This is a genomic window from Thermostichus sp. OS-CIW-31 (genome assembly GCF_054060305.1).
In genome coordinates this window covers 1-26992 of record NZ_JBSSDA010000028.1, presented here as the reverse complement: position 1 = coordinate 26992, position 26992 = coordinate 1, and the positions used below count along the sequence as shown (strand labels likewise).

Genomic DNA, 26992 nt, shown 5'->3' with positions numbered 1-26992 from the left:
CTTGCAGGAGACGGTCAGGACTTGGGTCATGGTTCTATCATAACTTCCGCATTCCTCCCGACACTGACCCTACGGGTACAGTGCGGGGCTCCTGCAATTTCTAGCTGAGTGTAGTGGAGGGTGGGTGCTGAAGGGGATCCCTGGGCTTCAGCTCTCCAAATCGGGATCCTCACCCAAAGCCCGCAATCTTGCCGCCAGACGCTCCGCCCGTTGACGTTCCTGTTCCGCCCGTTGGCGTTCTTGTTCGGCTCTTTGGCGTTCTTGTTCCGCCCGTTGACGTTCCTGCTCCGCCCGTTCCCGCTCCAACTCAGCCCGTTCATCGCCGGTCAGCAGCAACTGCCCTTGGGCATCACACCAGCGCAGCCAGCGAGCTTGTTTCCCCTCAAAAACGCCTTCCCACACCGTCAGGCCCAGCCCCACCTGTTCTAGCCAGGTCTCGGTCATTTCCGCGTAGTGGCGGCCCCGCAGTTCGAAAATGCGCAACTCCTCTGGCCCCAGCTCATGATTGGGATCGAAGACCGCGTAGTAGCTAACTCGCATCTGCTCATAACGGCTCAGCTTGCCTTCCAGCTCGTCGCCTTCGCGGTTGGAGACGATCTCGATCACCACATCCGGCGGCTTGTCAAATTGCCAGAGCAGGTAGCAACGGTTTTGCTTCTCCCACCATTGCTCCGGCACCGTGACGTCCAGGCTGAGAAAAACATCCGGCACAATCGGGGGCCGACCGATGGCGGTGTAGATGCCTACATTTGCCGCTGCTAAAAAGGTTTTGCCGCGCAAAGCGCTGTAGAGAGCTCCAGTCAGGAGGCGCTGCTGTTTTTCCGAGGCAAAGTTATCCACCGGGGTATCATCCTCTGTTACGAGATCGGCGACGTCGGGAACCAGCAGTTCAGTATCCATGGGCAGATGGGGTTGGGGATGCTAGCGATCTTAGCCGCTCACCTCAGGGATCCTCTGCTCCCTGAGAAACAGAGAAAACAGAGTCCTCGAGCAAGCCCAGGTACAATCGAGAAAGCTTTACTTAACGATGATTTCTTTTTCTTCGCTGCTCGATGCAGATCGACATCCGTCTCGACATCCGTCCTGCGGAAAACTCGGACAGTGCGGCTCTGCTCCACATTTTGCAAGTGGTCTTTGCGGAGTATCCAGGCTGTGTATTGGACATCGAAGAGGTGCCGGAGTTGCTTCAGCCTGCCACAGCTTTCGCGGAGATGGGGGGATCCCTTTGGGTGGCGCAGCATCAGGATCAAGTGGTCGGCTGTGTCGGCCTTGTGCCCGATGGGATCCCTGGGCGCATGGAGCTGAAAAAACTCTACACTCTGCCCGCAGTGCGCGGTCGGGGTTTGGGTCGGCGTTTGATTGAACAGGCCGAATTTGCGGCTCGGCAGCAGCAGGCGGACTCTCTGCATCTGTGGACAGATACTCGCTTCACGACAGCTCATCGGGTCTATGAACGGCTCGGCTATGTACGTCTGCCGGAAATTCGTGAATTGCACGATCGCAGCAACTCTGTGGAGTATCACTACGAAAAGCGTCTCCGTTGAGGGTCGGGCTGTTGAACTGTGATGCGTTGGTGATTGGCTGTGGGGTGGTGGGCTGTGCCATTGCCTACGAATTGGCCACAGCTGGGCTGTCGGTCATTGGAGTGGATGCCGGGGAGCCGGCCTCAGGCGCCGCGGGCGCGTCGCTGGGGGTGTTGATGGGGATCTGCAGCCGCCAGCCTAGCGGGGAGGTGGTGCAGTTGCGTCTAAAAAGCCTGGAGCTGTTCGATCCCCTAATCGCGCGGCTGGAGGAAGACCTGGGCCGGAGTTTGCCCGTCAATCGGCGCGGCATTCTCAAACTCCTCAGGGAGGAGGAAGTGGAAGCTTGGCAAGAAACCCTGGTGGCCCGCCGACAAGCAGGTTACCGCCTAGATCTGCTCAGCCTTGCCGAAGTGGGATCCCTGCAGCCCGGCCTGCGCAGCGACCTGGCGGCGGCCATCTACTCTCCCCAGGATCGACAAGTCCAACCCAAGCTCCTAACCCAGGCTCTCTTGGAAGCAGCCCAACGCAAGGGATCCCGCTTTTTCTTCCACCAGCCTGTCCAGAAGATTCAGCGCAGCTCGGATCCCCCCTTTCGCCTGCAAACGGTTTACACGCCCGCTCTCACCCTCTCGGCAGGTCACGTCATCCTGGCGGCAGGTCTGGGCAGCTCCCCTCTGGCCAAAGAGCTGGGGTTGCAGGTGCCCCTGCAAGCGGTCAAAGGTCAGGCCCTGCGGGTCAGAGCTCCCGGGATCCCCCTGGGGCCCGTGGTCACCGACGCGGATCTGCATCTGGTTCCCCTGGGGGATGGATCCCTGTGGGTGGGGGCAACAGTGGAATTTCAGGCCCCTCATCCCGAGCCGACGCTGCTGGCGCTACAAGATCTGCTGGCCCGCGCCATCCGACTCTGCCCGGCTTTGGCCGAAGCAACTTTGTTGGATCATTGGGCCGGCCATCGGCCTCGACCAGTGGGACAGCGCGCCCCCATCCTGGGTTGGGCTCCTGGCTACGCCAATCTGCTCATTGCCACCGGCCATTATCGCAATGGAGTGTTGCTGGCCCCGATCAGCGCCGCCATCCTGCGGGACTTGGTACTGAAAGGGGAAACAGCCCTCTGTGATCTAGGGCCCTTTGCCCCCAGACAGGGCTGAGCCCGTATCCATCTTCCGGCTCTCGGCCCGCCGATGGACAGGACATATGTCAGAATGAAAGGCTGCCTGGTTAGGATCGGATCGTCCGTTGAGTAGCCCAAAGGAGAAGAGAGCCTTGCCGAAGTTCGCCCTAAAAGCCCTCTGGTTGGAAAACGATTTGGCTATTGCCGTCGATCAGGTGGTGGCCAAAAACCGCAGCCCCCTCACCCACTACTTTTTCTGGCCGCGGGATGACGCTTGGGAGCAGCTTAAGGCTGAGCTGGAAAGCAAAACTTGGATCAGCGAAGTGGATCGCATCGAGCTGCTTAACCGAGCCACCGAACTCATCAACTACTGGCAAAACGGCGGGCGCAACCGCCCCATCAGCGAAGCCCAGGCCCAGTTTCCCGACATCCTGATCGGCGGCAACTCCTAGCCCTCTCCCCCCTGTCAGCCAAAACGTGACTCCGGAGCTGCCCATCTTGCTCAGGCTCCCGTCTTTGAGCTAGATTGGCACTCGGGAGTTTAGAGTGCTAACTCCCTGCTAGCCGAGCCGGAGGATTCCTGGGAACCCCACTCCGCCTGGCAGTACCCAAAGTAGGAGCCCAGTCAGACTTACGAGGATCGCGGATTCTATGGCAAAGCGGATTCTGTTTAGAGAAGAGGCCCGCAAGGCATTGGAGCAGGGCATCAACCAACTGGCGGATGCAATCAAGGTTACGATTGGCCCCAAAGGACGCAACGTGGTCTTGGAGAAGAAGTTTGGTGCCCCCCAAATCGTCAACGACGGGGTCACGATTGCCAAGGAAATTGAGTTGGCCGATCCTTTGGAGAACACAGGCGCCCAGTTGATGCGGGAAGTGGCCTCTAAGACCAACGATGTGGCCGGAGATGGTACCACCACAGCCACCATCCTGGCCCAAAGCATGGTGCGGGAAGGGCTCAAAAACATCTCGGCGGGCGCCAACCCTGTGGCTCTGCGGCGCGGCATTGAAAAGACCACTGCCTACTTGGTGGAGCAAATTGCAGCTCATGCCAAGCCTGTGGAAGGCCGTAAAACCATCGCCGAAGTAGCCACTATCTCTGCCGGCAATGACAGCGAAGTGGGAGAGATGATCGCCAAGGCCATGGATGCTGTAGGGCGAGATGGGGTGATCACGGTCGAAGAATCCAAGTCGCTGGAAACCGAGTTGGACGTGGTGGAGGGGATGCAGTTTGACCGCGGCTACATTTCCCCCTATTTCGTCACAGACTCGGAGCGGATGGTGGCCGAGTATGAGAATGCTTATCTGCTGATTACCAGCAACAAGATCTCCAGCCTGCAAGATCTGGTGCCCATCCTAGAGCGGGTGGCCCGCGAGGGTCGGCCTCTTCTGGTCATTGCGGAGGATGTGGAGGGAGAGGCTCTGGCCACATTGGTGGTGAACCGCCTGCGGGGGGTACTCAATGCGGTGGCGGTCAAGGCTCCGGCTTTTGGGGATCGGCGCAAAGCCATGCTGGAAGATATCGCCATTCTCACCGGCGGGCAGCTCATCTCTGAGGATGTGGGCATCAAGTTGGATAAGGTCACTCTGGACATGATGGGGGTAGCCCGCAAGATCACCGTCACCAAAGACAAGACCACCATCGTGACCGATGGCAGCACCAAAGCGGCGGTGGAAAAGCGAGTGGCTCAAATTCGCAAGCAACTGGAAACCACCGATTCCGAGTACGACCGCGAAAAATTGCAAGAACGCATCGCCAAGTTAGCCGGGGGAGTGGCGGTGATCAAAGTGGGGGCTGCCACTGAAACCGAACTCAAAGATCGCAAGCTGCGCATTGAGGATGCCCTAAATGCCACCCGAGCTGCGGTGGAAGAAGGGATCGTCCCTGGCGGCGGGGCGACGCTATTGCACCTCTCCAAAGGGATCCCGGCTTTCAAGGCCAAGTTGAATGCCGAAGAACAGGTGGGGGCAGAAATTGTTTACCGAGCCTTGCAGGCCCCTCTCTTTCAGATTGCCCACAATGCCGGTCTGGAAGGGTCAGTGGTGGTGGAAAAGGTTTTGGAGAAGGAGATGCCCTTTGGCTTCGATGCCCTGACCGGAACCTATGTGGATATGTTTGCCCAGGGGATCGTGGATCCGGCCAAAGTGGTGCGCTCAGCGCTGCAAAACGCGGCTTCCATAGCCGGAATGTACCTCACAACCGAAGCGATTGTGGTGGAAAAGCCTGAGCCCAAGCCGGCGGCTGGCTCTGCACCTAAGGGGATGATGTAGTCTTGCGAAAGTGAGCTTTCTGGGAAGGGATCAGTCTTGGATGTACTCCTCGCCGGAGATCAGGGCAGCTTCAGCTTTTTGAAACTCCCTGCCCAAGTAGGCCGCATGGCTGAGCTGGGAGACCACTTTCTCCTGCTCTTTTTCAAAGATCTGCACACACAGTTCTTTGGCCGTGCGCCCAACGTACACCCGTTCAGGGGATCGGTTGACGGAGCCCTTTGCCGGGATCACAGCTCCTGTTTCCGGATCGGTGGCCAGCCCCCGCTCATTGATGACGGTGCTGTAGTACTTGGCGCAAATGAGGTTCTGCTCCCGATCCAAGTAGATGACGAAATAGCCCGCCGGATCCAGATCCAGGGGGCGGCGGGAGAGATGGTCGTCAATGCTGCGAATCTGCTCGCTCAGGGGCTTGGAGGAAGGGGACATAGAACGGCTGACCCAGAACCACACAGGAGAAACGTAGCCGGGACTACTTTTGGCTGCTCTCATTGTGGCAGATGAACCCAATCTTTGGGCAGCCTTTGGGGTGGTTGACTTCCTTCCCAGCTTGAACGGTGGGGCTGGTCATATACCCGATGAAGGGGATCCTGTGCGGGCCATCCACCTGAGGTCTCAGAGCTTGGATTAGCGCGGGGCAACCCGATAGAACCGAGTGGCCGTCACCCACTGGTCCGAAGGGATCCCCTCGACGATGATGGCGCGGGCAATGGCATTGCCCAGTTGGGATCCCCGCACCCGCACGTCGGCAAAGGAGCCACTCTGCTCAAAAGAGGCAATCTCCTGGAAGTTCAGCGGACGGGGAGAGGCCACCGCCAACACCTGGGCTTGGCCGAAGGGTGGAGCGATGGTCAACCGATAGCTGGCCCCTGGCGGCGGGAAGGTGCGCACTTCTCCGGCCCGCAGAAACTCGTTGCCACCGGAAAAGCGGTTGGGCAAAATCAGATGGGTACGGCCATCGGCTTGGATGCTGAACAGGTAAACGTAGGCATCGCGGTTGGTGCTCAGGGTAATGGCAATCGGCTCGCCAGGCCGGTAGATGGGGTTAGACCCGTGCCGATCCAGCTCCAGATTCACCCGCAGGTCGGAAGGAACGGGGTTGACAATGATGGAGCGAGTGCCAGCATCCAACTGACGGGTATCGGCCAGTTGCAGCCTCTGTAAAGGAGGGTAGATGCCCAGGGTTTGCGGAAAAACGGCGGTGGCCGGAGCTACAGACAGCCCCAAAGCCAGCGGTAGGAAAAGCAGTTTGGCATTCATGGTTCACACCCAATCAATGGCTATGTTCATCCTAGGAAGGGGCGCAGGTTATGCAGGTCAGGCTTTGCGCAATCTCCAATCTCTTGCCGCGGCAGTTTCTCCTGCTGCAGATGGCACCCCCAAGAGGGAAAAGACGGTAAACCAGCGGGGGCACGGCTCTGTTCTCGGTACCTGGGATGGGAATTGGGGGCAACACGTTTGGCAAGGGTTAATCTACAGGTAAGGGATCCCTTCCTCATGCCAGCTTCCCAGTCAACCCCCAACTTGCTCATGGCTCACGACAGCTACCAAGAAGGCATCGCAGCGGTACAAGCGGGCGATTTCCAGGCTGCCATCCAAGCGTTTCGCCAGGCGGTTGCTGCCGATCCAACCCATACCGAAGCTCGTTACAAGCTGGCCTGGGTACTGGGCATGAGCGGCTATCTGGATCCGGCCCTGACAGAGCTGGAAGCCGTTTTGGCGGCAGATCCCAACCATGTGGCAGCCCATTACAATCGAGGGGCTCTCCTCTTGCAAAAGGCCCAACTGGAAGCCGATGAGGACGGACAAATCGATCTGGCCGTTCTGCAACAGGCGGAAGCAGCCTTTCAAGCGGTGATGCGCTTGGATCCCACCGACCAACGGGCCTTTGCCTTCCTCAATTTGGTCAAGCGGGCCATTCGCAACCATCAGGCGTCCACTCAGGTCTCCGGCGGCAGTGGCGGGTAAATCTGTGGGGGTTGTGGTCGGCAGCGATTGCAAAGCCAGAAACCCATTGCGTAACATAAGTAAAGCCTGGGGATCCCGGCAATTTGGAGAGGTGTCCGAGCGGTTTAAGGAAGCAGTCTTGAAAACTGCCGTGGTTGACGCCACCGTGGGTTCGAATCCCACCCTCTCCGTTTATCTTGAGGTAAAGCCCAACGGGTCGAAGCTACAGAGATTCACTGGCCCAGAGGGGGAGCTATCCACATGACCATCCTTGATTTATCGACCTTGACCACTCAACAGCTCAAAGACATAGCTTGGCAGTTGCGGGGCACTCCCGCAGTGGAGCCCATCTATCGGGAACTGGGATCCCGACCCAAGAGCATAGTGATTGCACCTGAAGATCCCCAGTGGACAGAAAAGGTTAACCAAATCCTCACAGAGGGATCCCCATCCTGACCGTCGCATCCCAAACAAGGCGGGACATGAATATCGAACAGCCGCCCTTGCCTGCCTGTGTCAGCTAGAAATCGCAGGAGCCCCGCACTGTACCCGTAGGGTCAGTGCCGGGAGGAATGCGGAAGTCACAATAGAACCATGACCCAAGTCCTGACCGTATCCTGCAAGCTCAAGGTGTCCCAGTCGCAAGCCGCCAAATTGGACGCGACTTTGGAGGCTTTTGGCCAAGCCTTGAACTGGGTCAACCAAAACACACCCGAGAAAGTCGCCAACGCCGTTAAGCTTCAGTCTCTGTGCTACCGCGAAATCCGTGCCCGGTTCGGCTTGTCCAGTAACTTGGCTCAGCAGGTCTGCAGACGGCTGGCCGGCGCCCGTAAAGTTGCCCGACAGAAAAACCGCCCCGTCAAAGCGTTCAAGGGTGGCTTCGCTACCTACGACGCTCGTATCTTTTCGTTCCGCGAGAAAGACTGGTCGGTGTCGCTGACCACGGTGGAGGGTCGGGAGCGCTTTGAGCTGGCGATTGGCCGCTACCAGAGAGAACGGCTGGCGGGCTCCAATCCCAAATCTGCCACTCTGGTCAAGCGTAAAGACGGCTCCTACTCTATTCAGATCTGTGTGGAAACGGAGCCATCCCCACCGCAACGCACGGGTAGAGTGCTGGGGGTGGACTTGGGGAGGACAGATATTGCCCATACGTCAGAGGGTGATAACTGGAATGGACAGCAGTTGAGCAGAGTCCGAGACCACTACTCCCGGTTGAGGGCGGTACTCCAACGTAAAGCCAGTAAGGGCACACGCAGTTCGCGGCGCAGATGCAGAGAACTGTTGCAACGGCTGTCTGGCAAGGAGAGACGCTTTCAGTCGCGTCAGCGTTGCGTAGCAAAAACGTGGGTCAATCATCGCATCTCCAAAGCTATTGTCTCTAGGGCAAAAGCTACCAACAGCGCTATCGCCCTGGAAGACCTGACAGGGATCCGGGAAAGGGTCAATCAACAGCCACGCAGCAAAGCCGAGCGGCGCAGGGCCAACAGTTGGGCGTTCTACCAACTACGTCAGTTTCTGGAATACAAGGCGAGGGTTGCAGGGGTTTCTCTGGTTCTTGTGCCGCCTGCTTACACGTCGCAGACCTGTCACAAGTGTTTACACATCCATCCCGATCCTGCGCAATCCTACCGCAGTGGTAAGTCGTTCAAGTGTGGGCACTGTGGATGGGAAGGGGATGCGGATTTGAATGGTGCGAATGTGATTGCGCTCTTGGGGGCTGCCGTAAACCAGCCTAGAGGTTCGGGCCTGTTTTGTTCTCTGGTAGAGCAGAGCAGGCTCAGGGCTACTGAAAGCCCGCTCCGTACCGCTTAGCGGTCGGAGCCGGGTAGTTTACCTCTGCTAAATACTGAACACCCCCCACAGTTCCTTTAGTTGAAGAGAGGGTCACCATCTTGAGTAGCAGGAGCTAGCCGCAATGATTCCCACCGTCAAAGACGTTTGTCAAATTCATCCTATGGCCTTGAACTACGCCATAGTTGAGCAAATTGAAAATCTGTCGAATGTTATCGAGCATACAGCAGAGGATGCCCGGGCATTCTTCGCCAAAAACCACATTACCCGCGGGATGGATCTGTTGCTGCGTCAGGGGCTCAAACGGCTGGCAGGTCGCTCCGACCAAGCGGTGTTTGAACTCAAACAGGCGATGGGGGGTGGTAAAACCCACTCCATGATTGCCCTAGGGTTGCTGGCGCGGGATGCCGCTTTGCGTGCCGAGGTTGTGCCAGACATCACTCAAGATGCTCCTTTTGCCGACGCTAAACTGGTTGCCATCAATGGACGCCTCAAGTTCGAGCAACGGTTTATTTGGGGAGAGATTGCCCGGCAACTGGGGAAAGAAGAGGCTTTTGTCAAATTTTGGCAGCACGGAGCAGATGCCCCCAGTGAGCAGGATTGGATTGATTTAATTGGAGATGAACCCACCCTCATTCTATTGGACGAGCTGCCGCCCTACTTCGACTACGCCATTACCCGCATGGTGGGCGGAGGTACATTGGCGCAAGTGACAACCTACGCCCTATCGAACCTGCTGAGTGCCGCCTTGAAGTTAAAGCGCTGCTGCATTGTCATTTCCAACCTATCCGGCAGCTACGAAGGAGCCTCACGGGAACTGCAAAAAGCAATCGGTAACTTCGCTCAAGAAACCAACCGCCAAGCGCGATCCATCACACCGGTAGACCTGGGCACATCGGAAATTTACGACATTCTCCGCAAGCGGCTATTTAGCTCCCTGCCCAATGTACAAACCATTGATGCAGTTGCTTCTGCCTACGCAAAAGTGCTGGGAGATGCAGCCAGAGCCAAATCAATTGCCAAAACTGCCGAACAAATTGCCGCCGAAATTCATGCTTCTTACCCTTTCCATCCTTCGGTTAAGCACATCATTGCCCTATTTAAGGAAAACGAAAGCTACCGTCAAACTCGCGGCTTGATGCAGTTTGTTTCAAAAATAATCCAGTCGGTATGGGAGCGTCCCAGCAACGATGTCTACCTGATCGGTTGCCAGCATCTGAACCTCAACATCCCAGATGTGCGGGAAGAGATCAACAAAATCAGCAATCTACAGGGAGCGATTGCCCACGATATTGCGGCCAATGGCACTGCTGTCGCTGAACTGGTGGATCAAAAACTGGGCCATGATGCTGCCAGTCAGATTGCTGCCCTGCTGTTGACTGCCTCTCTGTCTGAATCAGTTGATGCCGTGAAAGGCTTTACCGAGGGGCAATTTTTGGAATACCTAGTAGCTCCTCAGCGGAATGTCAGCGAATTTCAGGATGCTTTTCAAGCGTTCCGTGCCAACGCCTGGTACCTGCACCGCAAAGAAAACGATGCTTGGTACTTTTCCAACATCGAGAACCTGCGTAAGCGCATTGATAGCCGTGCCCGCAACGCTCCCCAGCCGAAAATTGATGCGGAAATGAAGCGGCGGCTGGAAGAAATTTTCCGACCCCAACGGCGGATTGCCTATCAAGAGGTGCAAGCCCTGCCCAAAATTGATGAGATTCGCCTCAATGGCCCGCGGGTGTGCCTGGTACTCAGCCCAGACAGCAAAACACCCCCAGAAGAGGCCCAGCAGTTTTGGGAAAGTGTTCCCGAGAAGAACAACTTTTGTGTGGTTACCGGAGATGGCTCCAATCTGGCCAGCCTAGAAGACAAAACCCGTCGTTTGTGGGCCGTTGCCCGAGTACTGGAAGAAACCGGTGGAGACAAATCCCCCCACAAAGCAGAACTGGAGGAAGAGGCCGAACAAGCCGCCTACGACTTTAACGCCACTGTGGTCAGCCTGTTCAATCGGGTCTATTACCCCATCAAGGGCAAACTGACTCCTACCAAGCTCTCCATGACCTTTACGGGCAATACCTTCCATGCTGAAGAGCAGATCGAAAAAGCCCTATCCGATGTCGGTGCATCCAAGCTGTATGTCGATGTGGAAGCCAATGCCGAGGCGTTGCTGTCGCGAGCAGAAGACCTGTTGTGGCCGGCAGGGGGAGAGCGGCGTATCCCTTGGCGAGACGTGGTTTCCCGCACCATCACCAACGAGCGCTGGCCCTGGTTGCCCCCCAAAGGAATGGATACCCTGCGGCAGATAGCCGTCAGCCAAGGTCGCTGGCGGTACACCGAAGATGGATACATCGAAAAGGGGCCCTTTCCGCCCCCCCGCACATCCGTAGCCATCACCCAGCGAGAATACGATGACCGCACCGGTACGGCTACCTTGGAAATTCTGCCTCGAGATGCGGGCAAAAATGGCCGTGTTCACTACGACTACACGCCCAATGTGGATGCCAACAGCCCTGTGGTGCCCGATACGATCTGGACAACCGATGACACTGCCCTGTGGTTTGTCGCCATTGACCCGGATGGCCGGCACGAGACAGGGGATGTCTATGCTTGGAAGAATACGCTGACCCTCACCCACCAGCCTCGTATTGGCGGCGGCAAGCGCACCGTAGAGCTAACCGTGAAACCCCGTGGTCAAATTCGCTGGAACACCACGGGCATTAACCCACGGGAAGGCACCCTCTACACTGGCCCCATCGAACTAGAGGGATCAGAAGCCGTTACCATCTATGCCTACGCCGAAGATCAAGGGGTGAGCACCACTCGCAACTTCACGATCCCGGCGCTCGACCAAAAAGGGCCGGTGATTGACAAAAACAAACCGGCTAAGCTGCACAAGCGCCTCAACCTGCAAGGAAATAAGGCGAGTTATACGGCCATCAATCAGAGCAAGGCTTTGGGTGTGCAACTGGCGGGTGGGATCTCCCTAACCGTGGGGGAAGGGAACCGAGCCATCACCACCCGGTTTGGAAGCGATATGGTGGTAAAAGCGGAAGACATTGAGCAGTTTATTGCGATAGCACGTCAGGCTTTGGGCAATGAGACGGCAGAGGTGAGTCTGCGCTTGGACGACCTACACTTCAGCAGCGGCCACGATTTGGAAGTCTTTTTGCATCGGTTGGAAATCAATCCTGAGCCGGGAGAGGTAGAGCAGTGAGCGATAAAAAATGGGAGACGGTGGGGTTCGGCTGTCCCAAAACCGTTGATCCCCACCACTTTGTGGTCGAAATACCTGCCGGCAGAACCGCTCCTGTGCTGATTTACGAAGTCTATGGCATCAAGGCGGGCATCAACGGACAGCCGGACATTGCGGAGCGCTGTGTTCTCAGCCGGTCTATCTGGAGCCAGATTGCTGAGGATCTCAAACAAGAGTTTAATGACCGCCTGCGGGCGAAAAAAATGAATCCGAGCCGTTGGACAACTGGCCGCAACCTCGTAGAACGTCTGCTGGGGAAGGAATTGCTGGTGCTGGCTTGGGCAGTAGAACGGGCCAAACCGGAGGCGATCCCCAATGCCATTCGCAACTGGAGAGGGCTGCGTCCAGAAGAGCGCTGGTGGCTTTACACCATGACAGCAGCGGCGACAGGGGGTGTCGATCACGGGAATATCGGTTGGCGCAAAGCCCTGCGCTATGCCCTCACAGAAAATCCCTTGACGGAACTGAGTGTGCCCACTCCGGTCAAGCGCCCATACCAGCCAGCTTGTTCCGATAGCTTGCGTAGCGAAGCCGTAGAAGCCGATCAACTCAGCCTGTTATCCTGCTTGCAAGAAGATCCCTCGCCCTTTTGGGATAGTGAAGCAACCATTGGCACGACAAAGCTAAGAGATTAAGTTATATAGATAAAACCGCCTATTTGGGAGAATGCAAATGATGACAGAACTGCTGGAGAAAGCGATTAGCAAGTTAAAAGCTCTACCCACAGAGGAGCAAAATGCAATTGCCAGCCTGATTCTTGATGAGCTAGAAGACGATCAGCGATGGGAAGAATCCTTTGCTTCTTCAGCGGATATGTTAGCAAAACTCGGTGCCGAGGCAATAGCCGAGTATCAAGCAGGCAAGACGGAAGAATTAAACCCCGAAACGCTGTGAAATCTCGCACCACTGCCCAGTTTCGCAAGTTGTTTAACGCTCTTCCAGAGTCCATTCCAGATTTGGACAAGCTAGACTTACAAAGGACGCTAATCCCGATCAAAAGTCAATATAATCCGCTTCTCTTGTGCAGCTCTAGCCAAGACCTCGAAATCTTTAGTACCTGGAGCTTCCTCTGAGAGCGATGCCACATCTAAGCCAGCATCTCGCAATAGACAGATACTTAAGCGTGGAAAATTTTCATTGACGAGAAATTGCATCAACTAACTTTATCTGAAAAACTGTAGAAGTTCATTTCACGCATACATTCTTGGATATAGCTAAACATAGCCCTAAGTGCTTCTGGAGTCAGCGTAGGGTAGTTTTCCAAAATCTGCTTTTCCGTCCAGCCTGCCGAAAATAGCCCCAAAATAAATTCCATCGATAGGCGACTTCCTCTGAAAACTGGTTTACCCAGGAGAATATCGGGATCCGAATGAATATAGTCTTCCCAGTTCACGGCTTAGGGCCCTAAGAGCTACCATGATCGATGGTATCGCCGGAGATCTCCCCTGTCCATCATCCCCCTTGCTTGGAAAGATAAGCCGAGTTTGATCGAGCGGCTCTTGCCTGCCCAAAAAATCAGCGCCGAAGCGCAAAAGGAACGCAAAGCTGGGGCTGGCCAAACCCTCACGGCGTTGGGGAGCTACTGGAAAGGGCGCAAACCCCTGATCCTTGCCAAAGCCTGTGTGTTGGGGGCATTGCTACCTGCCACAGATAACCCCGAAGGCGATCTGGAAGTGTTTGAGTTGCTGATGGGCATTGCTGACAGCAGTTTGGAACGCCGTCTGAAATCGCAACGGGATAAACCCAAATTGGCACAAGGCTCTTACCTCGAAAAACTGGAACTCTGCAAACGCCCGGAAGAATGCGACGATGCCACCCTCTACGGCCCCATTTGGGATCGGGTGAACCAACATTTGGGGACAAATGCCCACAGTTTCCCGGAATTGGTGGAGCAACTGGGGATCTTGCGGTTTGGCCATCGCCCACGAGTAGGGGATACCTTTTGCGGGAGCGGTCAAATCCCCTTTGAGGCGGCAAGGCTGGGATGCGATGTCTATGCCAGCGACCTCAATCCCATTGCCTGTATGCTCACTTGGGGAGCGCTGAATATCGTGGGAGCCGATGAAGCCACCCGTCGGGAAATTGAAGCAGCCCAAAAAGCAGTGGCTGAGGCGGTGGATCGGGAAATTACTGCTCTAGGCATTGAGCATGATGAGCACGGCAACCGCGCCAAAGCCTACCTATACTGCCTAGAAACCCGTTGCCCCCACACCGGCTGGATGGTGCCAATGGCTCCCAGTTGGGTGATCAGCAAAACCCGCAATGTGGTGGCCAAGTTAATCCCCAATTACGACCAAAAACGTTTTGAAATTGAAATTGTATCCGGGGTCAGCGAAGCGGAAATGAAAGCCGCTGCCAAGGGCACCGTTCAGGATGGCGATTTGGTTTACGTTCTGGATGGAGAAGAGTACCGCACGCCTATTAAAACCATCCGAGGCGATTACCGCCTTCCCGATGGCACGACTGGCAATAAACTGCGCCGTTGGGAAAAGCACGATTTTATGCCCCGCCCCGACGACATTTTTCAGGAACGGCTGTATTGCATTCAGTGGATCACCGCCGAAACATTGGGCAAGAGCCGTCAAGAAACCTTTTTCGCCAGCGTCACCCCCGCCGACCTAGAACGAGAGCGCAAAGTAGAGCAAATCGTTAGAGAAAACCTCGCCGCTTGGCAAGAAGCTGGTCTGGTTCCCGATATGCCGATTGAACCTGGATACAATACAAGTCAGCCAATTTGGGAGCGGGGCTGGACTTATTGGCATCATTTGTTTAATGCACGACAGCTTTTTGTGAATGCGCTTTATTCTAAGAACATCAAATATCAAAAAAGAGCCTCAGAACTTGCCTTGATTTTCTCAAAGTCATTGGATTGGTCAGGACGTTTAACTGTATGGGATCCAAATCAAGGGTGTGACAAGGTATGTCATGTTTTCACAAATCAGGCTCTCAATACATTTTTTGATTGGGGAATACGAGGTGTCAAATACTACGAGAATCATACGCTTAGTACAGATTGGAACAAGGGTAAAGTTCAAATCCTGTCCTCAAGCTCTATAGTTGCTTCACCTGCCAGGGAAGTTCTTGAGTCCAGTGACATTTTCATCACTGATCCACCGTATGCGGATGCAGTGCATTACCACGAGATCACGGAATTTTTCATCGCGTGGTTGCGCAAGAATCCCCCCAAGGAGTTTGCCGATTGGGTATGGGACAGTCGCAGAGCTTTAGCCATTCAGGGCAAGGGGGAAAAGTTCCGTCAGGATATGATTGCTGCCTACACTGCCTTAGCAAAGCATATGCCCGACAACGGCTTGCAAATTGTGATGTTCACCCATCAGGATGCCGAAGTGTGGTCGGATATGGCCAGCATCATGTGGGGGGCGGGCTTGCAAGTTACAGCCGCTTGGTACATTGCCACCGAAACCACTTCTGAACTCAAAAAGGGCGGTTATGTGCAAGGCACGGTGTTGCTGGTGGCGCGTAAGCGGTTGCAAGATACTTCTGCCTATCGGGATGAGCTGGTGGAAGAGGTGCGGCAAGAAGTTGCCCATCAGATTGAAACCATGGTGGGGCTAAATCAAAGCACCCAAGGCAAGGGGCGCACCGAAAACCTGTTTGAAGATGCCGATTTGCAAATGGCAGGTTATGCGGCAGCATTGCGGGTATTGACGGGCTACCGGCGCATTGATGGACAGGATATGGTGGCAGCAGCCCTGCGCCCCCGACCCAAAGGCGAAAGAGATATCGTTCGGGAAATTATTGATTATGCCGTGCAGGTTGCCAATGAGCATCTTGTACCTGAAGACATCGCGCAGGGGGTGTGGGAGGGGTGCTGTGGTGCAGAGCGCTTTTATCTGAAAATGATGGAACTGGAAGCGGTAGGGCTGAAGAAGCTGGACAACTACCAGAACTTTGCCAAGGCATTTCGAGTTGGCGACTATGGCAAATTGATGGCCTCTCAGCAGCCCAACAATGCCCGACTCAAAAATGCTCTAGACTTCAAGAAGAGCAGCTTTGAGGGCGAATTTGGCCGCTCAGCACTGCGAGCCGTTTTGTTTGCTCTCTACGAACTGCAGAAAGAGGCGGATAGCGATGAGGTGATGGAACACCTGCGGTCTTTGGTGCCCAACTACCACATGCGCCGGGATGATTTGGTGGCTTTTTGTCAATACATTGCCCGCAAGCGAGAACACCGCTATCCAGAAGAGTCCTCAGCCGCCGGGATCTTGCTCGCCCTTATCAGAAATGAACGCTTGGGTTGAAGAAGAAGTTATAGGATTAACTCACTCACAAGTTGTATTGTCAGGGCTTCCTTCAAGCTCAGCATCTGAGTTAAAGTATTTCTCGACAATCGACTTTATTTGGTTAACATAAGCTATAGCCTTGTCCGCATTTTTTTGTTTGTAGTATTCCAAGGGGACAATATCTACAGCTCCATAAAAAGCCAACTCCCTATCTTTGCGCATCTCAAATGATATGTTTTCCAGCAAGGCTATTTCCTCGTCAGAAAGCTCTGGGAACCGTTCTCTATTTTCTGCTACTTGGCCACCAGGGTCATGGGTTTTGCCGTAGTTTATTCCCTTAATGATTAGGCAAGCTTTGATGAATAACTCAATGATTTCTTGGCACATCCGAACTACATCAGCGTAATCGCCAACCTCATAGAAGAATGACAACGCTTGGATGCGATAATTAGCCCTTTGATAGTAGTCTCTTGCTAATTTCTTTCTCATCGTTATTCACCCAATAGGGGATCCCCCGGCATACTTTATACGTAATTAAACTGTCACAGATGAGTTGATTGACTATATCCCTGATCTGCGTGATGCAGTTCTGCTTTTCATAGATGATGTGGTGGTTGGTAGCCACTTCATAAGTCAAGCTGGCTGGCCTGCATAGCTCTGTGGGCTTTAGCAAGATAAAGTTTATCTCCAAGCCAAGAAGTTTTTCTAGATCCCTGCAGGTAGGAAGCAGTAAGTCATCTCTGCTTCTGCAATCGGGTATATTCTCTGCAATTACTAATAAATCGAGGTCAGAGCCGTGAACCCATGAATTATTGGCGCGGGATCCATAGACAACAATAGCCCACAGATCCGAGCCAAAGACGGATTGAATTTTCTCTTGAATAAGCCGCGCTTGTGCTTCGGATACTCCTATGCTGCGCTTCTCTCTGCCCTGAAAGCCTGCAGACTCTTGTACGGTTGACATGGCTACCTTGCGCTGATCAGCTTATTCTGCAAAGACGCTGCTTGCGCCTTCGGCTGCTCATTTTAAGGCTAGAGTATTGTTACAATTTTACCCCAGCCCGCCATGTCCAGCACTTCTTTCCTACGCCGTTTCAGTTCCCGCCAGCAGCGGCTCAGCCATGTCTTTCTCAAAGATCGCCTGGCAAAGGCACGCACCTACAAGCGCATTGCTGGGTACTTTCGCTCTTCTATTTTTGAATTGGTGACTGAAGAGATTACACACATCGAGCAGGTGCAGATCGTCTGTAACAGCGACTTGGATCCCTGGGATATTGCCATCGGCAAAGCTTCCCGCCAGGCCAGAGAAATGGCGCTCAAAGAAAAATGGAACGAAGAGAAAGGAGAATCGATCACCAGCCTATTACAGCGCCCCCGCTACCGTCAACTTTACGAAATCCTCAAAAGCGGCAAAGTGGAAGTGCGAGTGGTGTCAGCCGCAGATGCCCCCTTTCTCCACGGCAAAGCAGGTGTTATTGAGGCAAGAGATGGCACCAAATCTGCTTTTATCGGCAGCCTCAACGAAACGCGGCAGGGATGGCAAGAGCATTACGAAATTGTCTGGGAAGACCAGTCGCCAGAAGGGGTTGCTTGGGTCGAAGCGGAGTTTCAGTACCTGTGGGAACGGAGTGTTCCTCTGCCAGAAGCGATTGTGGAAGAGGTGGGGCGATTATCTCGCAAGGTAGAGGTATTTCTTCAAGACTTGCAACCTGTCGATGTTCCTGGAGCCGCATTGGTGGAAGCCCCTCTCTATCGCCGGGGTGAGGTTCTCAAACCATGGCAGCAGTCGTTTGTGGAAATGTTCCTGGAACACCGAGAGCTGTATGGCGCAGTGCGACTCATTCTGGCAGATGAAGTGGGGCTGGGTAAAACCTTGTCTTTGGCGGTTGCGGCGATGGTGGCGTGCCTTTTGGAAGATGGGCCAGCCTTAATTCTTTGTCCGGCTACCCTCTGCCAGCAGTGGCAAGTGGAACTCAAAGATAAACTGGGCATTCCCTCTGCTGTGTGGCTCTCCAACCGCAAGGTATGGCAAGATGCCAATGGGCACATCATCAAAACCAAGGGTGCTGAAGGTATTGGCCGTTGCCCCTATCAAATTGGTATTGTTTCTACGGGTCTCATCTTTCACAATGCCCCCGAAGCCCAATGCCTTTTGGAACGACGCTTTGGCACGATTGTCCTGGATGAGGCTCACCGCGCCCGCTGTACCCGTGGTGTCACGGTAAGGGATCCCAAACCCAACAATCTCTTGGACTTTATGGGCAAGGCGGCCACCCAGTCCAAGCACGTCCTTTTGGGCACAGCCACCCCCATCCAAACCCATGTTGAGGAACTGTGGGATCTGCTGGGAGTGCTCAACAGCGGTGCCGAGCATGTGTTGGGACGACGGCATCAGCAGTTGTGGCAGCAGACGCAAAGGATCCTGCCCATCTTGACAGGACAACAAGCAGTGACCGACGAGCATTTTGCCTGGAATTTGCTCCGCAATCCTCTGCCGCCATCTGTTGAGGATCCCTTGTTTGACCACATCCGCAGCGATCTGAAGCTCTTCAAAGGTCAACACTTCACAGATAAGCCCCTGACGGAATTGGAGGACTTCACCCGCCAAGAACTGCGAGATGCCCTGGAAGAGCGCCAACAGGGGCTGACTTTTTTCCAGCGACACAACCCAATTCTGCGCCATACCGTATTGCGAAAACGCTCTACCTTGGAAGAATTGGGCTTGCTTGAGCGGATTGCCGTCGATATTTGGCCGAGCGAGGGAGAGCAATTGCCCATGTTCTGTGGGCTGGGTTTGCTCACTTCTCCCGAATTTGATGTGGCCTATGAAGCTGCCCAAGATTTTGCTAGGGCTTTGAGACAGCGTACCCAATCCGCTGGGTTTATGAAAAGCATCATGCAAAGCCGGATCTGCTCCAGTATTGCCAGCGGCCTATCTACGGCTCAGAAACTACTGGAAAAGCGGCGTTTTTTTGAGGAGGACGGAGAAGAAGATTGGCTGTTAGACAACCTTCCAGAGATTTTAGAGGCAGAATATGCCCATTTGGAGCGCATTGTTAGCGTCTTGAGCCAAAAGAGCACGGATCCCAAACTCGATGCCGTCCTCTATTTCCTACAGGAACGACACTGGCTGGACTTGGGATGCATCATTTTCAGCCAGTATTTTGATACCGCCCATTGGGTGGCCAACAACCTGAGCCAACGTCTGCCTCAAGAAAGTGTGGCTCTCTATGCAGGCGCCCACAAGTCGGGTTTGTTTTTTGCCGGAGAATGGCGGAGCGCAGAGCGGGAAGATATCAAGAGAGCCGTGCGAGAGCGTACCATTCGGCTGGTGGTGGCCACCGATGCTGCTTGTGAAGGTCTGAATCTCCAAACTTTGGGCACGCTGATCAACATTGATCTCCCTTGGAATCCTTCCCGCCTAGAGCAGCGCATTGGGCGGATCAAGCGCTTTGGTCAGACCCGCGACCGTGTGGACATGCTCAACCTGGTGTACCACGGTACCCACGACGAAAAGGTATACGAGGTGCTTTCTCAGCGGATGAAAGATCGCTACGACTTGTTCGGTTCTTTGCCCGATACTATCGAAGATGAGTGGATTGAGAATATCGAAACTCTGGAGGCCAAATTGCAGGAGTTTACAGAGCGCAAGAAACAGGCCAACGCTTTTGAGCTGCGCTACGCAAGCACAGTTGAACCCAAAGGCCCAAGATGGGAGACCTGCGAAAAGGTGTTGTCCCGTCGGGATATTGTGGAACGTCTTTCAGAAGGGTGGTAGCCATATATCAGCCAATTCGATATGCTTCTGCCAATGGGCTGGAAAAAGTTGCCTCTGACCACGAGTTAATACGGGCGGAAGTGCCTTGACCATGCTAGGCTCCAGCCCGAAAAATCTGCTCAGCCGTGAGGTTTAATTCAGGGAAAACTTTAGAGCGAATCCGGTCATTGCCCCGAAATAATTGCGCCTGATATTCCTCATTGACCAGTTGGAAAACCGAGATTGTGGGAACCTTCGGCTCGCCAATGTACCGACGACCCCCCAACGCTTGGTAGTCAACGATCCAGTATTCGGCAATACCTAACGTCTCGTAGTCACTCAGCTTATGCCAGTAGTCATCTCGCCAGTTGTTGCTGGTAATTTCAATGACAAGAGGAATAGAGGTTCCGTGGATGAGCGTCGAGGATTTCTGCCACAGGGGTTCTCTGGCCAAGGCGGTACGGTCAATCACCACCCCATCAGGAGCGTAGGCAGTATCGCCTTCCGGCGCCTTGATCAAGGTGTCCCGACCTAGAAAATAGTTGAGGTTGCACCTGCGGATTTCTAATGCCAATTCGATGGCAAGAAAACCACTGATTTCATCATGTTTCCCTGTGGGTTGCATCTCAACCGCAACTCCGTTGTGTAGTTCGTATCGTCTGTTAGGTTTCCACTCCAGAAACTCAGCAAAAGTCATTGGCTTAGAAGACACAGCATAGGTAGCAGTCATAGTTTTTCCTCCCTTGAATGAGTTAAAACGCCCTAGATACTTCTGCAAACATTGTCGCCCATCTCATCCTTTAATAGTCTTTTATGGCATAGCCGTGTAACCCTAGCCAGAGCCGGATGTAGATATCTAGCAGAATCACTTCAGGCATTCCCAACTTGCCTCATCTACGTTTCAAGTGGGGGAGTAGGTTCTTGTCAGGAGCGTGTTGCATTTGAATCTTGCTCTAATTCAATATCACCGTAAATGTCTGCCAGGGAAAAAGTGATGTTGACAGATGGCAGCGTAACAACATCATCCAGGGCATGGTAGTCCCTGAAGATCCACTCGACATTTCCCTGGCGGCGGTAGTGTTCTACACTGATTCGAGCTTGGTCAATTAGCAGATACTCCTGTAAAGTTGGGAGAGAGCGATAGGCAGCAAACTTCGCTCCTCTATCGTAGCTTTCAGTGGCAGGTGAGAGCACTTCCACAATCAAGATGGGGTTAGTGACGGTATCCTTGCGCCCTTCTTTGAGCTGAACTGGGTTTTGGATCACCATACCATCGGGATAGACATATTGTTCGAAGGCAGGTATGTAAAGTCTGAGATCACTAGAAAAAACGGAAAAACCCTTGCCTCTTAGCTTAAGCCAAAGTAGGGCATTGACACTGGTAATCAGTTGGCTATGAATGGGTGTGCCGCCAGTTATCTCAATAATTTCCCCATTGCAAAATTCACGGCGGATCCCGCCTGTGGCCTCTGATTCAGCTTCCAGGGCAAAGTATTCCTCTGAAGTGTGGGTTTTACGGGGGGCGAGGGCAGTGGTCATGGCATCTCCTCAGGCAGCGGCAGAATGGCTCAAACGGTCAGTCGGGTGTCGAGAAGCTCGACGCGGTAGCCTTTGAGTTCTCTCGGTTGCGAAGCGGTGCATAGCACTCACACAAGCGCGGTCAACCCCTCTGCGTCCTTCGTCGGCCTCTCTACACTGAGAAGCATCCTGCGATTCTAGGGTAAAGACCGGTGGTGGGGAGCTGACGCTTTTGTTATCCTGTCGCATAAGCTCCCCCTCTGGGATCCCAGGGGAAAGTGGGCCAACCTTGCCTGACGCTAGATTAGATGCCAGCACAGGCCACATGATGTCGTGTCAGCAGGACTTGGTTCTCGATGGCAGGTTTGCAGAGAGGACGTGACCTGATGTTTACTTGGCTCTGGACGAAACAATTTTCTCGCTTGAATCAAAGGCTACAGAGCCTAGAGGTAGCCCGCGAGGAAAACCTTCTGTCTACCGATCTGAGCGCTCAAACTCTGCAGGTGGCCCCCGACTTTTGGGAACGGCAGCACCAAGCCTTTGTCTATGTGGATAAGCAAATGCGAAGGCTCAGCCGTCGCAGCAAGATTTGGGGAGGAATGGCGCTGCTGGCCATTCTGGCCGATGCGGCTTTGATAGTGGCAGGTCTGGCAGCGTTCCAGTCTTGGCAGCAGGTGCAGGCGGATCGCCAACTAACTCGCATTGCCCAACAGGTTGCGGCTGTCGATCCTGTGCAGCAAGCTTTTGATGATCTGGTGGCTCAATTGCCCCAGATGAGCGGGGCAGAGCGATCTCGTGCCCTAGAGGCGTTGCAGGCTCTCTCGGCTATCTCGATGGCGCACGGCGGCTATTCCTACGACGGTTCTGCGGGTATTTCTGTGTACAGCTCTGCTCTCCCAGCAACCCCTCTGGAGGTTCAACTGCAAACCATCTACCAGTTGGGGCAAATGCGGGTGGTGGAGGCGGTGCCGGCTTTGCTGACCAAGCTTGCGGACGATGAGCCGGTGGTGCGGGAGGCGGCGGCCCGTGCCCTCGGCCAAATTGGGGATCCGCGCGCCTTGGATCCCTTGCACGATCTTCTGGCCTATGAGCCCAATGAGTTGGTTCAAGATGCCGCTATTGCTTCGATTGCCCAACTGCTGCGCTGAAGAGAGGGTTAGATGGGGGTGGGAGTTGAGGCACTGGGGATGAGTATCGGCAAAATGAGCAGGCTGGGCAAACTGCTGGGGGTGATTTGTTGGGTGTGGGGATCCGCTCTGCCGGTTTGGGCGCAGGATCCCTTCCGCAGCGGGGACAATGCCCGCCCCATCAGGCCGGAGGTGGCGGCAGCTTTTGAAGAGTTCTTCTGTGCAGGCCGCTACAGCCAGAGCCGGGAAAAGCTGGAAATGGCCAAGAAAGCCTCCCCCGAAGAGCCGATGGTCTATGCCCTGTTGGCGGCGCTGGCTTATCAGGAGGGAGACCTGGAAGCATTTGCCCAGTTGGCCACTCAAACCCGACAGGTGGCTGCCGAGCTGAAAAAGACGGATCCCTTGCGGGGCAACCTTTATGAGGGCGTGGGCTATGGGCTGGAGGCAGCCAACATTGTGGTGCGAGATGGGGTGGTCATCGGTTTGCCCAAAGCTCTGCCCACCCTCAATCAATTGTTTGCTTCCATTCGGGCCGCCCAGGCAGTGGACAGCAGCGATCCGGAGCTAAATCTGCTCAACGGCTACATGGATTTGCTGCTGACCTACCGGGAGAAGGCTCTAAATCAGTTTCGGATGGCAGCTCCTGACTATCTGTCCTACCGCGGCCAAGCTCTGGCCTACCGGGATATGCAGCGCTTTGACGAGGCGCTGGAGGCGGTGGATCGAGCCATTGCTGCTTCTTGCAGCAACCCGGAGCTCTATTACCTCAAGGCGCAAATTCTGGTCTCCAAAGGGCAAGACCGAGAGGCCGTCCCCCTTTTCGATCAGGCCCTGCAAGCTTCCGCCCAACTGCCCCAACCTTTGGTGGAGCAAATCCAGATGGAGCGGGATCGCGCTGCCCAACGCAGTGGGTTGACCGGCCAGTTGCCGGCTGCACCTAACCCCTGAAGGGATCCCATGAGCCTGCGCATCAGCGGCAAACGAGCGCTGCAAACTCCCGCTGGCTTGGGCACTCGACCCACACCTGGCCGGGTGAGGCAGGCCTTGTTCAACATCTTGCAAGGGCAGGTGGAAGGCTGTCGCTGGCTGGATCTGTGCTGTGGGGCCGGTACGGTGGGAGCAGAAGCTCTGTGTCAGGGGGCCGCTTTTGTGGCCGGGATCGAGATTGCCGCCCCTGCCTGCCGCATCATCCGAGCCAACTGGGCCAAGGTGGCGCAGCCGGGGCAATCTTTCCAGGTCATTCAGGGAGATGCCCGCAAGCTGCTCAGCCGCGGCCTGAACTTGGAGCCATTTGATTACGTGTACTTTGCTCCTCCCTACGAGGCCGGTCTGTACGCCCCGCTCCTGCCCCTGATCCCGCCCTTGCTCAAGCCAGGCGGAACCTTGATCGTCGAGCATCGCAGCGGCCAGAAGCTACCAGACCAGGTGGGATCCCTGCTGCGCTTTGACCAACGAACCTATGGGCAAACGGCCCTCGCCTTCTATCGCCATCTGGAAGAGCAGCTCTAGCTGGGGAAGGGAGTGCTGACGAAGCCGATTTCCAAGAGCTGCTGATAGGCTTGGGTGCCCAGCTCGCGGGTTGGGCCCTGGCTGTTGATGACCTGGATCAGCCAGCCCACAGCCTCTTCCGGTCGCCCGGCGGCGCGATAGACCACGGCCAAATCGTAGGCGGCTTGATCCCGGGCTTGGGCGGCAACACGGGCCAGCTCCCGCTGTTCTTCGGAGATGCGGTTTTGGATCCCGGCGAAGGCGCGGGAGAGATCTTGGTGGTAGTTGGAGCGCTGGTTGTAGGCGTTGAACACCTGCTGCAGCAGCTCGACAGCCTGGTCGTAGTTTTGCGCTTGGATGGCGGCATTGGCTTCGGCGGCCAGTTGTTCGGCTCGCAATGCGCTGAGGGCGCTGCTGGGCTGCTCTAGGGCGCGAAACTGCTGCGGATTGGGAATAAGCTGTTGCCCGGTGGGGAGCTGCTGAGCGGTGGCCCAGAAGGTGGAGCCCATGCCCAGGACAAGGCCGAGCAGTACGCCGAAAACCAACCGCGCCCAAGAACGGCGCAGAAGGCTGAGCCCCTGTGCGATGGCGTCCTGGCGACAGCCTTGGGAAGCAACAGTAGGACGTCGTCCAATCATGTGCGGGTAACCCCCAAAACCTTTTTTGACCCGTTCCACTCTACCCTACTCCTCGTGCCTTTGCTGCAGCTCAGGGATCCCTTTGGAGCGAGGCTGGGAGGAGATGGGCTTCTTGAGCTTGGGCGGAGAGGAGCTGGGCGAGTTGGGTGGCTCTGGAGGCTTTTCCGGCAGCAGCGGTAGGTTGAGAATCAGCTCATACATGCGCAGGTATTCCAGCGCCGAGCGGTGCCAACTGAAATCGCTGGCCATGCCCCGCTTCTGCAGCGCTTGCCAAGTTTCTTTGTGCTGGAAGGCTTCCCAAGCCCGCGCCAGACAGGTGTAGAAGTCCAGGGCTTCGTAGCGGTCAAAGCAGTAGCCGGTGCCGATCCCCTTGCTGGGGATGTGGTGGCTGACGGTATCCACCAGCCCTCCCGTGCGGCGGACAATGGGCACACACCCATAGCGCATGGCGATCATTTGGCTGATGCCGCAGGGCTCAAAGCGGCTGGGCATCAAAAACGCATCTGCCCCCCCGTAGATCAACTGGGCCAGCTTGGGTTGGTAGCCTTTTTGGTAGGCCATTTTGCCCGGGTGCCGCTCGGCCATCTCCCGGATCCGCCCTTCGTAGTAGGCTTCGCCGCTGCCTCCCAGCAAAACGAATTGCGCGTCGCTGTAGGCCAAAAAGCGATCCAAGGCTTGGATGAGCAAGTCGATCCCTTTTTGCTCCACCAAACGGGCCACCATGCCCATCAGGAAGGTATCTGGGTTAACGGTCAAGCCCAACTTGGCCTGTAGCGTGGCTTTGTTGGTCGCCCGCCCGCTGAGATCATCGATGCTGAAATTGGCCTCTAGGTCTGGGTCGGTGCGGGGATCAAACCTATCGATGTCGATCCCATTCAAAATTCCTCGCAACCGTTCCCCTTTCCAGGCCAACAAGTCCTGCAGTCCTTCCCCATGTAGAGGGGTGCGAATCTCCATCGCGTAGGTGGGCGAGACGGTGTTCACTTGGTCGGCATAGAGGATCCCGGCAGCCATGGTGTTGTGGGCAGAAAAATACCAGGGCAGCCAGGTCATGCGCTCCAGTTGCCAGCGCCAGGGCCCTTGGTAGGCCAGGTTGTGGATGGTGAACACCGTGCCAATATCGGGAGCTTGGTGCATCCAGGCCGGGATCATGCCGGTGTGCCAATCGTGGCAGTGGATGATGTTGGGTTTCCAGGGGTAGTAAGTCCAGGCAAATTCGGCTACGGCGTTGGCAAAAAAGGTGAAGCGCCAGAACTCGTCCTCGCCGTAGTAGATGCGGTGGGGAGCAAAGCAGTAGTGGCTGACCAAGTAGAGGGGCACATCGGTGCCGGGCAAAACGCTTTCGTAAATATCGGCCACCTGACCCATGACCTGTTTAGACCAGATGGGATCTTTCGAGCGGGGGTATTGCCCCGGTTCCTGGCCGAACTTGTCCCAGAGAAAGCCATACAGAGGCATGATGATGCGGACATCCTGACCCAGCTTGCGCAAAACGACAGGCAGGGATCCCACCACATCCGCCATGCCCCCCACCTTGGCCAGAGGTGCTGCCTCTGCCGCTGCGAACAAAATCCTGGCTTGAACCACGCTGCCCTCCCTGTTGTTGTGGGCTCCGCTCCACCGCCGTGAACGGATCCCGGCTCAGTTGCCCTCAGCCAAAACCCTTCCCATCCTAAAACACAAGGGATCCCTGCGCCGGATGAGCTGATGCAGCGCCTCATCTTGAGGTTATGTTGCAACTTATTGATTTTTCGTAAGATGGAAGGACAGTGCTGCTCAGAACTGTTGTGGGCGCTGCTGTATTGCACTTTATTCGTCGTCATTGTTCTGGAGAGACGTCCTATGACCATAGCGGTAGGGCGCGTGCGTCAGGAGCGAGGATGGTTCGACATCGTCGATGACTGGCTCAAGCGCGACAGATTCGTGTTTATCGGCTGGTCCGGGCTGCTGCTGTTCCCCTGCGCTTACCTAGCCCTGGGCGGCTGGCTCACCGGCACCACCTTTGTAACTTCCTGGTACACCCACGGGTTGGCCAGCTCCTACCTGGAAGGGTGCAACTTTTTGACCGTAGCCGTCTCCACCCCCGCCGACAGCATGGGGCACAGCCTGCTGCTGCTGTGGGGCCCCGAAGCCCAGGGGGACTTCACCCGCTGGTGCCAGATTGGGGGGCTGTGGACCTTTGTGGCCCTGCACGGAGCGCTGGGGCTGATTGGCTTTATGCTGCGGCAATTTGAGATTGCTCGGCTGGTGGGGGTGCGGCCCTACAACGCCATTGCGTTTAGCGCGCCGATAGCGGTGTTTGTGAGCGTGTTTTTGATTTACCCGCTGGGGCAGAG

The 26992-nt window shown here is 55.4% G+C and carries 26 protein-coding genes, 1 tRNA gene and 1 pseudogene; 17 read left to right on the top strand and 11 right to left on the bottom strand.

All coding sequences use genetic code 11. The annotated features are described in order from the left end of the window. Positions 1–147: 147 nt before the first annotated feature. A complete protein-coding gene (locus ACVWY9_RS13075; protein WP_011433311.1) occupies positions 148–900 on the bottom strand; it encodes a Uma2 family endonuclease in 753 nt (250 codons plus the stop codon). 152 nt (positions 901–1052) lie between these two features. Between ACVWY9_RS13075 and ACVWY9_RS13070 the strand changes: the two genes are divergently transcribed. The 4 genes from ACVWY9_RS13070 (at position 1053) to groL (ending at position 4905) form a co-directional block, all read left to right on the top strand. Beyond that, complete coding sequence (locus tag ACVWY9_RS13070) at positions 1053–1544, top strand: GNAT family N-acetyltransferase (protein WP_457388808.1); 492 nt, start codon at positions 1053–1055, stop codon at positions 1542–1544. Between the two features lie 11 nt (positions 1545–1555). Further along, a complete protein-coding gene (locus ACVWY9_RS13065) occupies positions 1556–2671 on the top strand; it encodes an NAD(P)/FAD-dependent oxidoreductase (RefSeq protein ID WP_414400479.1) in 1116 nt (371 codons plus the stop codon). 88 nt (positions 2672–2759) lie between these two features. Beyond that, positions 2760–3086: a 30S ribosomal protein PSRP-3 gene (locus tag ACVWY9_RS13060; RefSeq protein WP_414330048.1), complete on the top strand. Its 327-nt coding sequence runs from the start codon at positions 2760–2762 to the stop codon at positions 3084–3086. A gap of 199 nt (positions 3087–3285) precedes the next feature. Continuing rightward, positions 3286–4905, top strand: a complete 1620-nt coding sequence (gene groL / locus ACVWY9_RS13055) for a chaperonin GroEL (RefSeq protein WP_011433315.1) — start codon at positions 3286–3288, stop codon at positions 4903–4905. 30 nt (positions 4906–4935) lie between these two features. On the opposite strand, the gene ACVWY9_RS13050 is transcribed toward groL, so the two are convergent. Together ACVWY9_RS13050 and ACVWY9_RS13045 are read right to left on the bottom strand one after the other, a co-directional pair. Continuing rightward, positions 4936–5331, bottom strand: a complete 396-nt coding sequence (locus ACVWY9_RS13050) for a DUF4346 domain-containing protein (protein WP_011433316.1) — start codon at positions 5329–5331, stop codon at positions 4936–4938. A 198-nt stretch (positions 5332–5529) separates the two neighbouring features. Then, positions 5530–6162 carry a DUF4384 domain-containing protein gene (locus tag ACVWY9_RS13045; protein ID WP_011433318.1) on the bottom strand — a complete coding sequence of 211 codons (633 nt, stop codon included), beginning with the start codon at positions 6160–6162 and terminating at the stop codon, positions 5530–5532. Between the two features lie 237 nt (positions 6163–6399). Between ACVWY9_RS13045 and ACVWY9_RS13040 the strand changes: the two genes are divergently transcribed. From ACVWY9_RS13040 to ACVWY9_RS13010, 7 genes are all read left to right on the top strand, one after another. After that, complete coding sequence (locus tag ACVWY9_RS13040; RefSeq protein WP_238376725.1) at positions 6400–6870, top strand: tetratricopeptide repeat protein; 471 nt, start codon at positions 6400–6402, stop codon at positions 6868–6870. 85 nt (positions 6871–6955) lie between these two features. Continuing rightward, a tRNA-Ser gene (locus ACVWY9_RS13035) sits at positions 6956–7040 on the top strand. 70 nt (positions 7041–7110) lie between these two features. After that, a complete protein-coding gene (locus ACVWY9_RS13030; RefSeq protein ID WP_011433320.1) occupies positions 7111–7305 on the top strand; it encodes a hypothetical protein in 195 nt (64 codons plus the stop codon). A 138-nt stretch (positions 7306–7443) separates the two neighbouring features. After that, positions 7444–8661 (top strand): RNA-guided endonuclease InsQ/TnpB family protein, encoded by a 1218-nt coding sequence (locus ACVWY9_RS13025; protein WP_457388804.1) that lies wholly within the window; start codon positions 7444–7446, stop codon positions 8659–8661. Positions 8662–8764: 103 nt separating this feature from the next. Next, positions 8765–11845, top strand: a complete 3081-nt coding sequence (locus ACVWY9_RS13020) for an anti-phage-associated DUF499 domain-containing protein (protein WP_457388802.1) — start codon at positions 8765–8767, stop codon at positions 11843–11845. Further along, a complete protein-coding gene (locus ACVWY9_RS13015) occupies positions 11842–12519 on the top strand; it encodes an anti-phage-associated DUF3780 domain-containing protein (RefSeq protein ID WP_083757646.1) in 678 nt (225 codons plus the stop codon). Before ACVWY9_RS13020 ends, ACVWY9_RS13015 begins: the two co-directional genes overlap by 4 nt. A gap of 40 nt (positions 12520–12559) precedes the next feature. Next, positions 12560–12778, top strand: coding sequence for a hypothetical protein (locus ACVWY9_RS13010; protein WP_041437369.1), 219 nt, complete (start codon positions 12560–12562; stop codon positions 12776–12778). 89 nt (positions 12779–12867) lie between these two features. Here the strand turns inward: ACVWY9_RS13010 and ACVWY9_RS13005 are convergent, their stop codons facing one another. Both ACVWY9_RS13005 and ACVWY9_RS13000 read right to left on the bottom strand, forming a co-directional pair. Then, positions 12868–13038, bottom strand: coding sequence for a DUF5615 family PIN-like protein (locus ACVWY9_RS13005; RefSeq protein ID WP_187147225.1), 171 nt, complete (start codon positions 13036–13038; stop codon positions 12868–12870). Then, positions 13038–13277, bottom strand: coding sequence for a DUF433 domain-containing protein (locus ACVWY9_RS13000; RefSeq protein WP_457388800.1), 240 nt, complete (start codon positions 13275–13277; stop codon positions 13038–13040). The genes ACVWY9_RS13005 and ACVWY9_RS13000 overlap by 1 nt, the downstream gene beginning before the upstream one ends. A 52-nt stretch (positions 13278–13329) precedes the next feature. On the opposite strand from ACVWY9_RS13000, the gene ACVWY9_RS12995 reads away from it, so the two are divergent. Further along, positions 13330–16146, top strand: a complete 2817-nt coding sequence (locus ACVWY9_RS12995) for an anti-phage-associated DUF1156 domain-containing protein (RefSeq protein WP_457388810.1) — start codon at positions 13330–13332, stop codon at positions 16144–16146. Positions 16147–16167: 21 nt separating this feature from the next. Here ACVWY9_RS12995 and ACVWY9_RS12990 read toward each other — a convergent pair whose 3' ends face one another. After that, the gene (locus ACVWY9_RS12990; protein ID WP_414398902.1) at positions 16168–16617 is read right to left on the bottom strand and encodes a HEPN domain-containing protein; all 450 of its coding nucleotides are present in this window, start codon (positions 16615–16617) and stop codon (positions 16168–16170) included. Further along, positions 16577–17092 (bottom strand): nucleotidyltransferase domain-containing protein, encoded by a 516-nt coding sequence (locus ACVWY9_RS12985; protein ID WP_457388798.1) that lies wholly within the window; start codon positions 17090–17092, stop codon positions 16577–16579. Before ACVWY9_RS12985 ends, ACVWY9_RS12990 begins: the two co-directional genes overlap by 41 nt. 102 nt (positions 17093–17194) lie before the next feature. Between ACVWY9_RS12985 and ACVWY9_RS12980 the strand changes: the two genes are divergently transcribed. Next, a complete protein-coding gene (locus ACVWY9_RS12980) occupies positions 17195–19906 on the top strand; it encodes a phospholipase D-like domain-containing anti-phage protein (RefSeq protein ID WP_414406739.1) in 2712 nt (903 codons plus the stop codon). Between the two features lie 94 nt (positions 19907–20000). Here ACVWY9_RS12980 and ACVWY9_RS12975 read toward each other — a convergent pair whose 3' ends face one another. Next, positions 20001–20615, bottom strand: a complete 615-nt coding sequence (locus tag ACVWY9_RS12975; RefSeq protein ID WP_414357405.1) for a Uma2 family endonuclease — start codon at positions 20613–20615, stop codon at positions 20001–20003. Between the two features lie 194 nt (positions 20616–20809). After that, positions 20810–21424, bottom strand: a complete 615-nt coding sequence (locus ACVWY9_RS12970; protein ID WP_457388795.1) for a Uma2 family endonuclease — start codon at positions 21422–21424, stop codon at positions 20810–20812. 365 nt (positions 21425–21789) lie between these two features. Here ACVWY9_RS12970 and ACVWY9_RS12965 point away from each other — a divergent pair, with 365 nt between their 5' ends. From ACVWY9_RS12965 to rsmD, 3 genes are read left to right on the top strand one after another with little or no spacing between them, the layout of a single operon-like run. Beyond that, the gene (locus ACVWY9_RS12965; protein WP_457388793.1) at positions 21790–22551 is read left to right on the top strand and encodes a HEAT repeat domain-containing protein; all 762 of its coding nucleotides are present in this window, start codon (positions 21790–21792) and stop codon (positions 22549–22551) included. Between the two features lie 39 nt (positions 22552–22590). Next, on the top strand, positions 22591–23478 hold the full coding sequence (locus ACVWY9_RS12960; RefSeq protein ID WP_457388791.1) for a Sll0314/Alr1548 family TPR repeat-containing protein: 888 nt from the start codon (positions 22591–22593) through the stop codon (positions 23476–23478). Positions 23479–23487: 9 nt separating this feature from the next. Beyond that, complete coding sequence (gene rsmD / locus ACVWY9_RS12955; RefSeq protein WP_414330030.1) at positions 23488–24039, top strand: 16S rRNA (guanine(966)-N(2))-methyltransferase RsmD; 552 nt, start codon at positions 23488–23490, stop codon at positions 24037–24039. On the opposite strand, the gene ACVWY9_RS12950 is transcribed toward rsmD, so the two are convergent. Then, positions 24036–24656 (bottom strand): hypothetical protein, encoded by a 621-nt coding sequence (locus ACVWY9_RS12950; RefSeq protein WP_414350843.1) that lies wholly within the window; start codon positions 24654–24656, stop codon positions 24036–24038. The genes rsmD and ACVWY9_RS12950 overlap by 4 nt on opposite strands. A 45-nt stretch (positions 24657–24701) precedes the next feature. Further along, positions 24702–26243, bottom strand: coding sequence for a glycogen synthase GlgA (glgA, locus tag ACVWY9_RS12945; protein ID WP_414413590.1), 1542 nt, complete (start codon positions 26241–26243; stop codon positions 24702–24704). A 255-nt stretch (positions 26244–26498) separates the two neighbouring features. Here glgA and ACVWY9_RS12940 point away from each other — a divergent pair. Continuing rightward, positions 26499–26992 (top strand): annotated as a pseudogene (locus ACVWY9_RS12940) (photosystem II D2 protein (photosystem q(a) protein)); the annotation flags it as partial.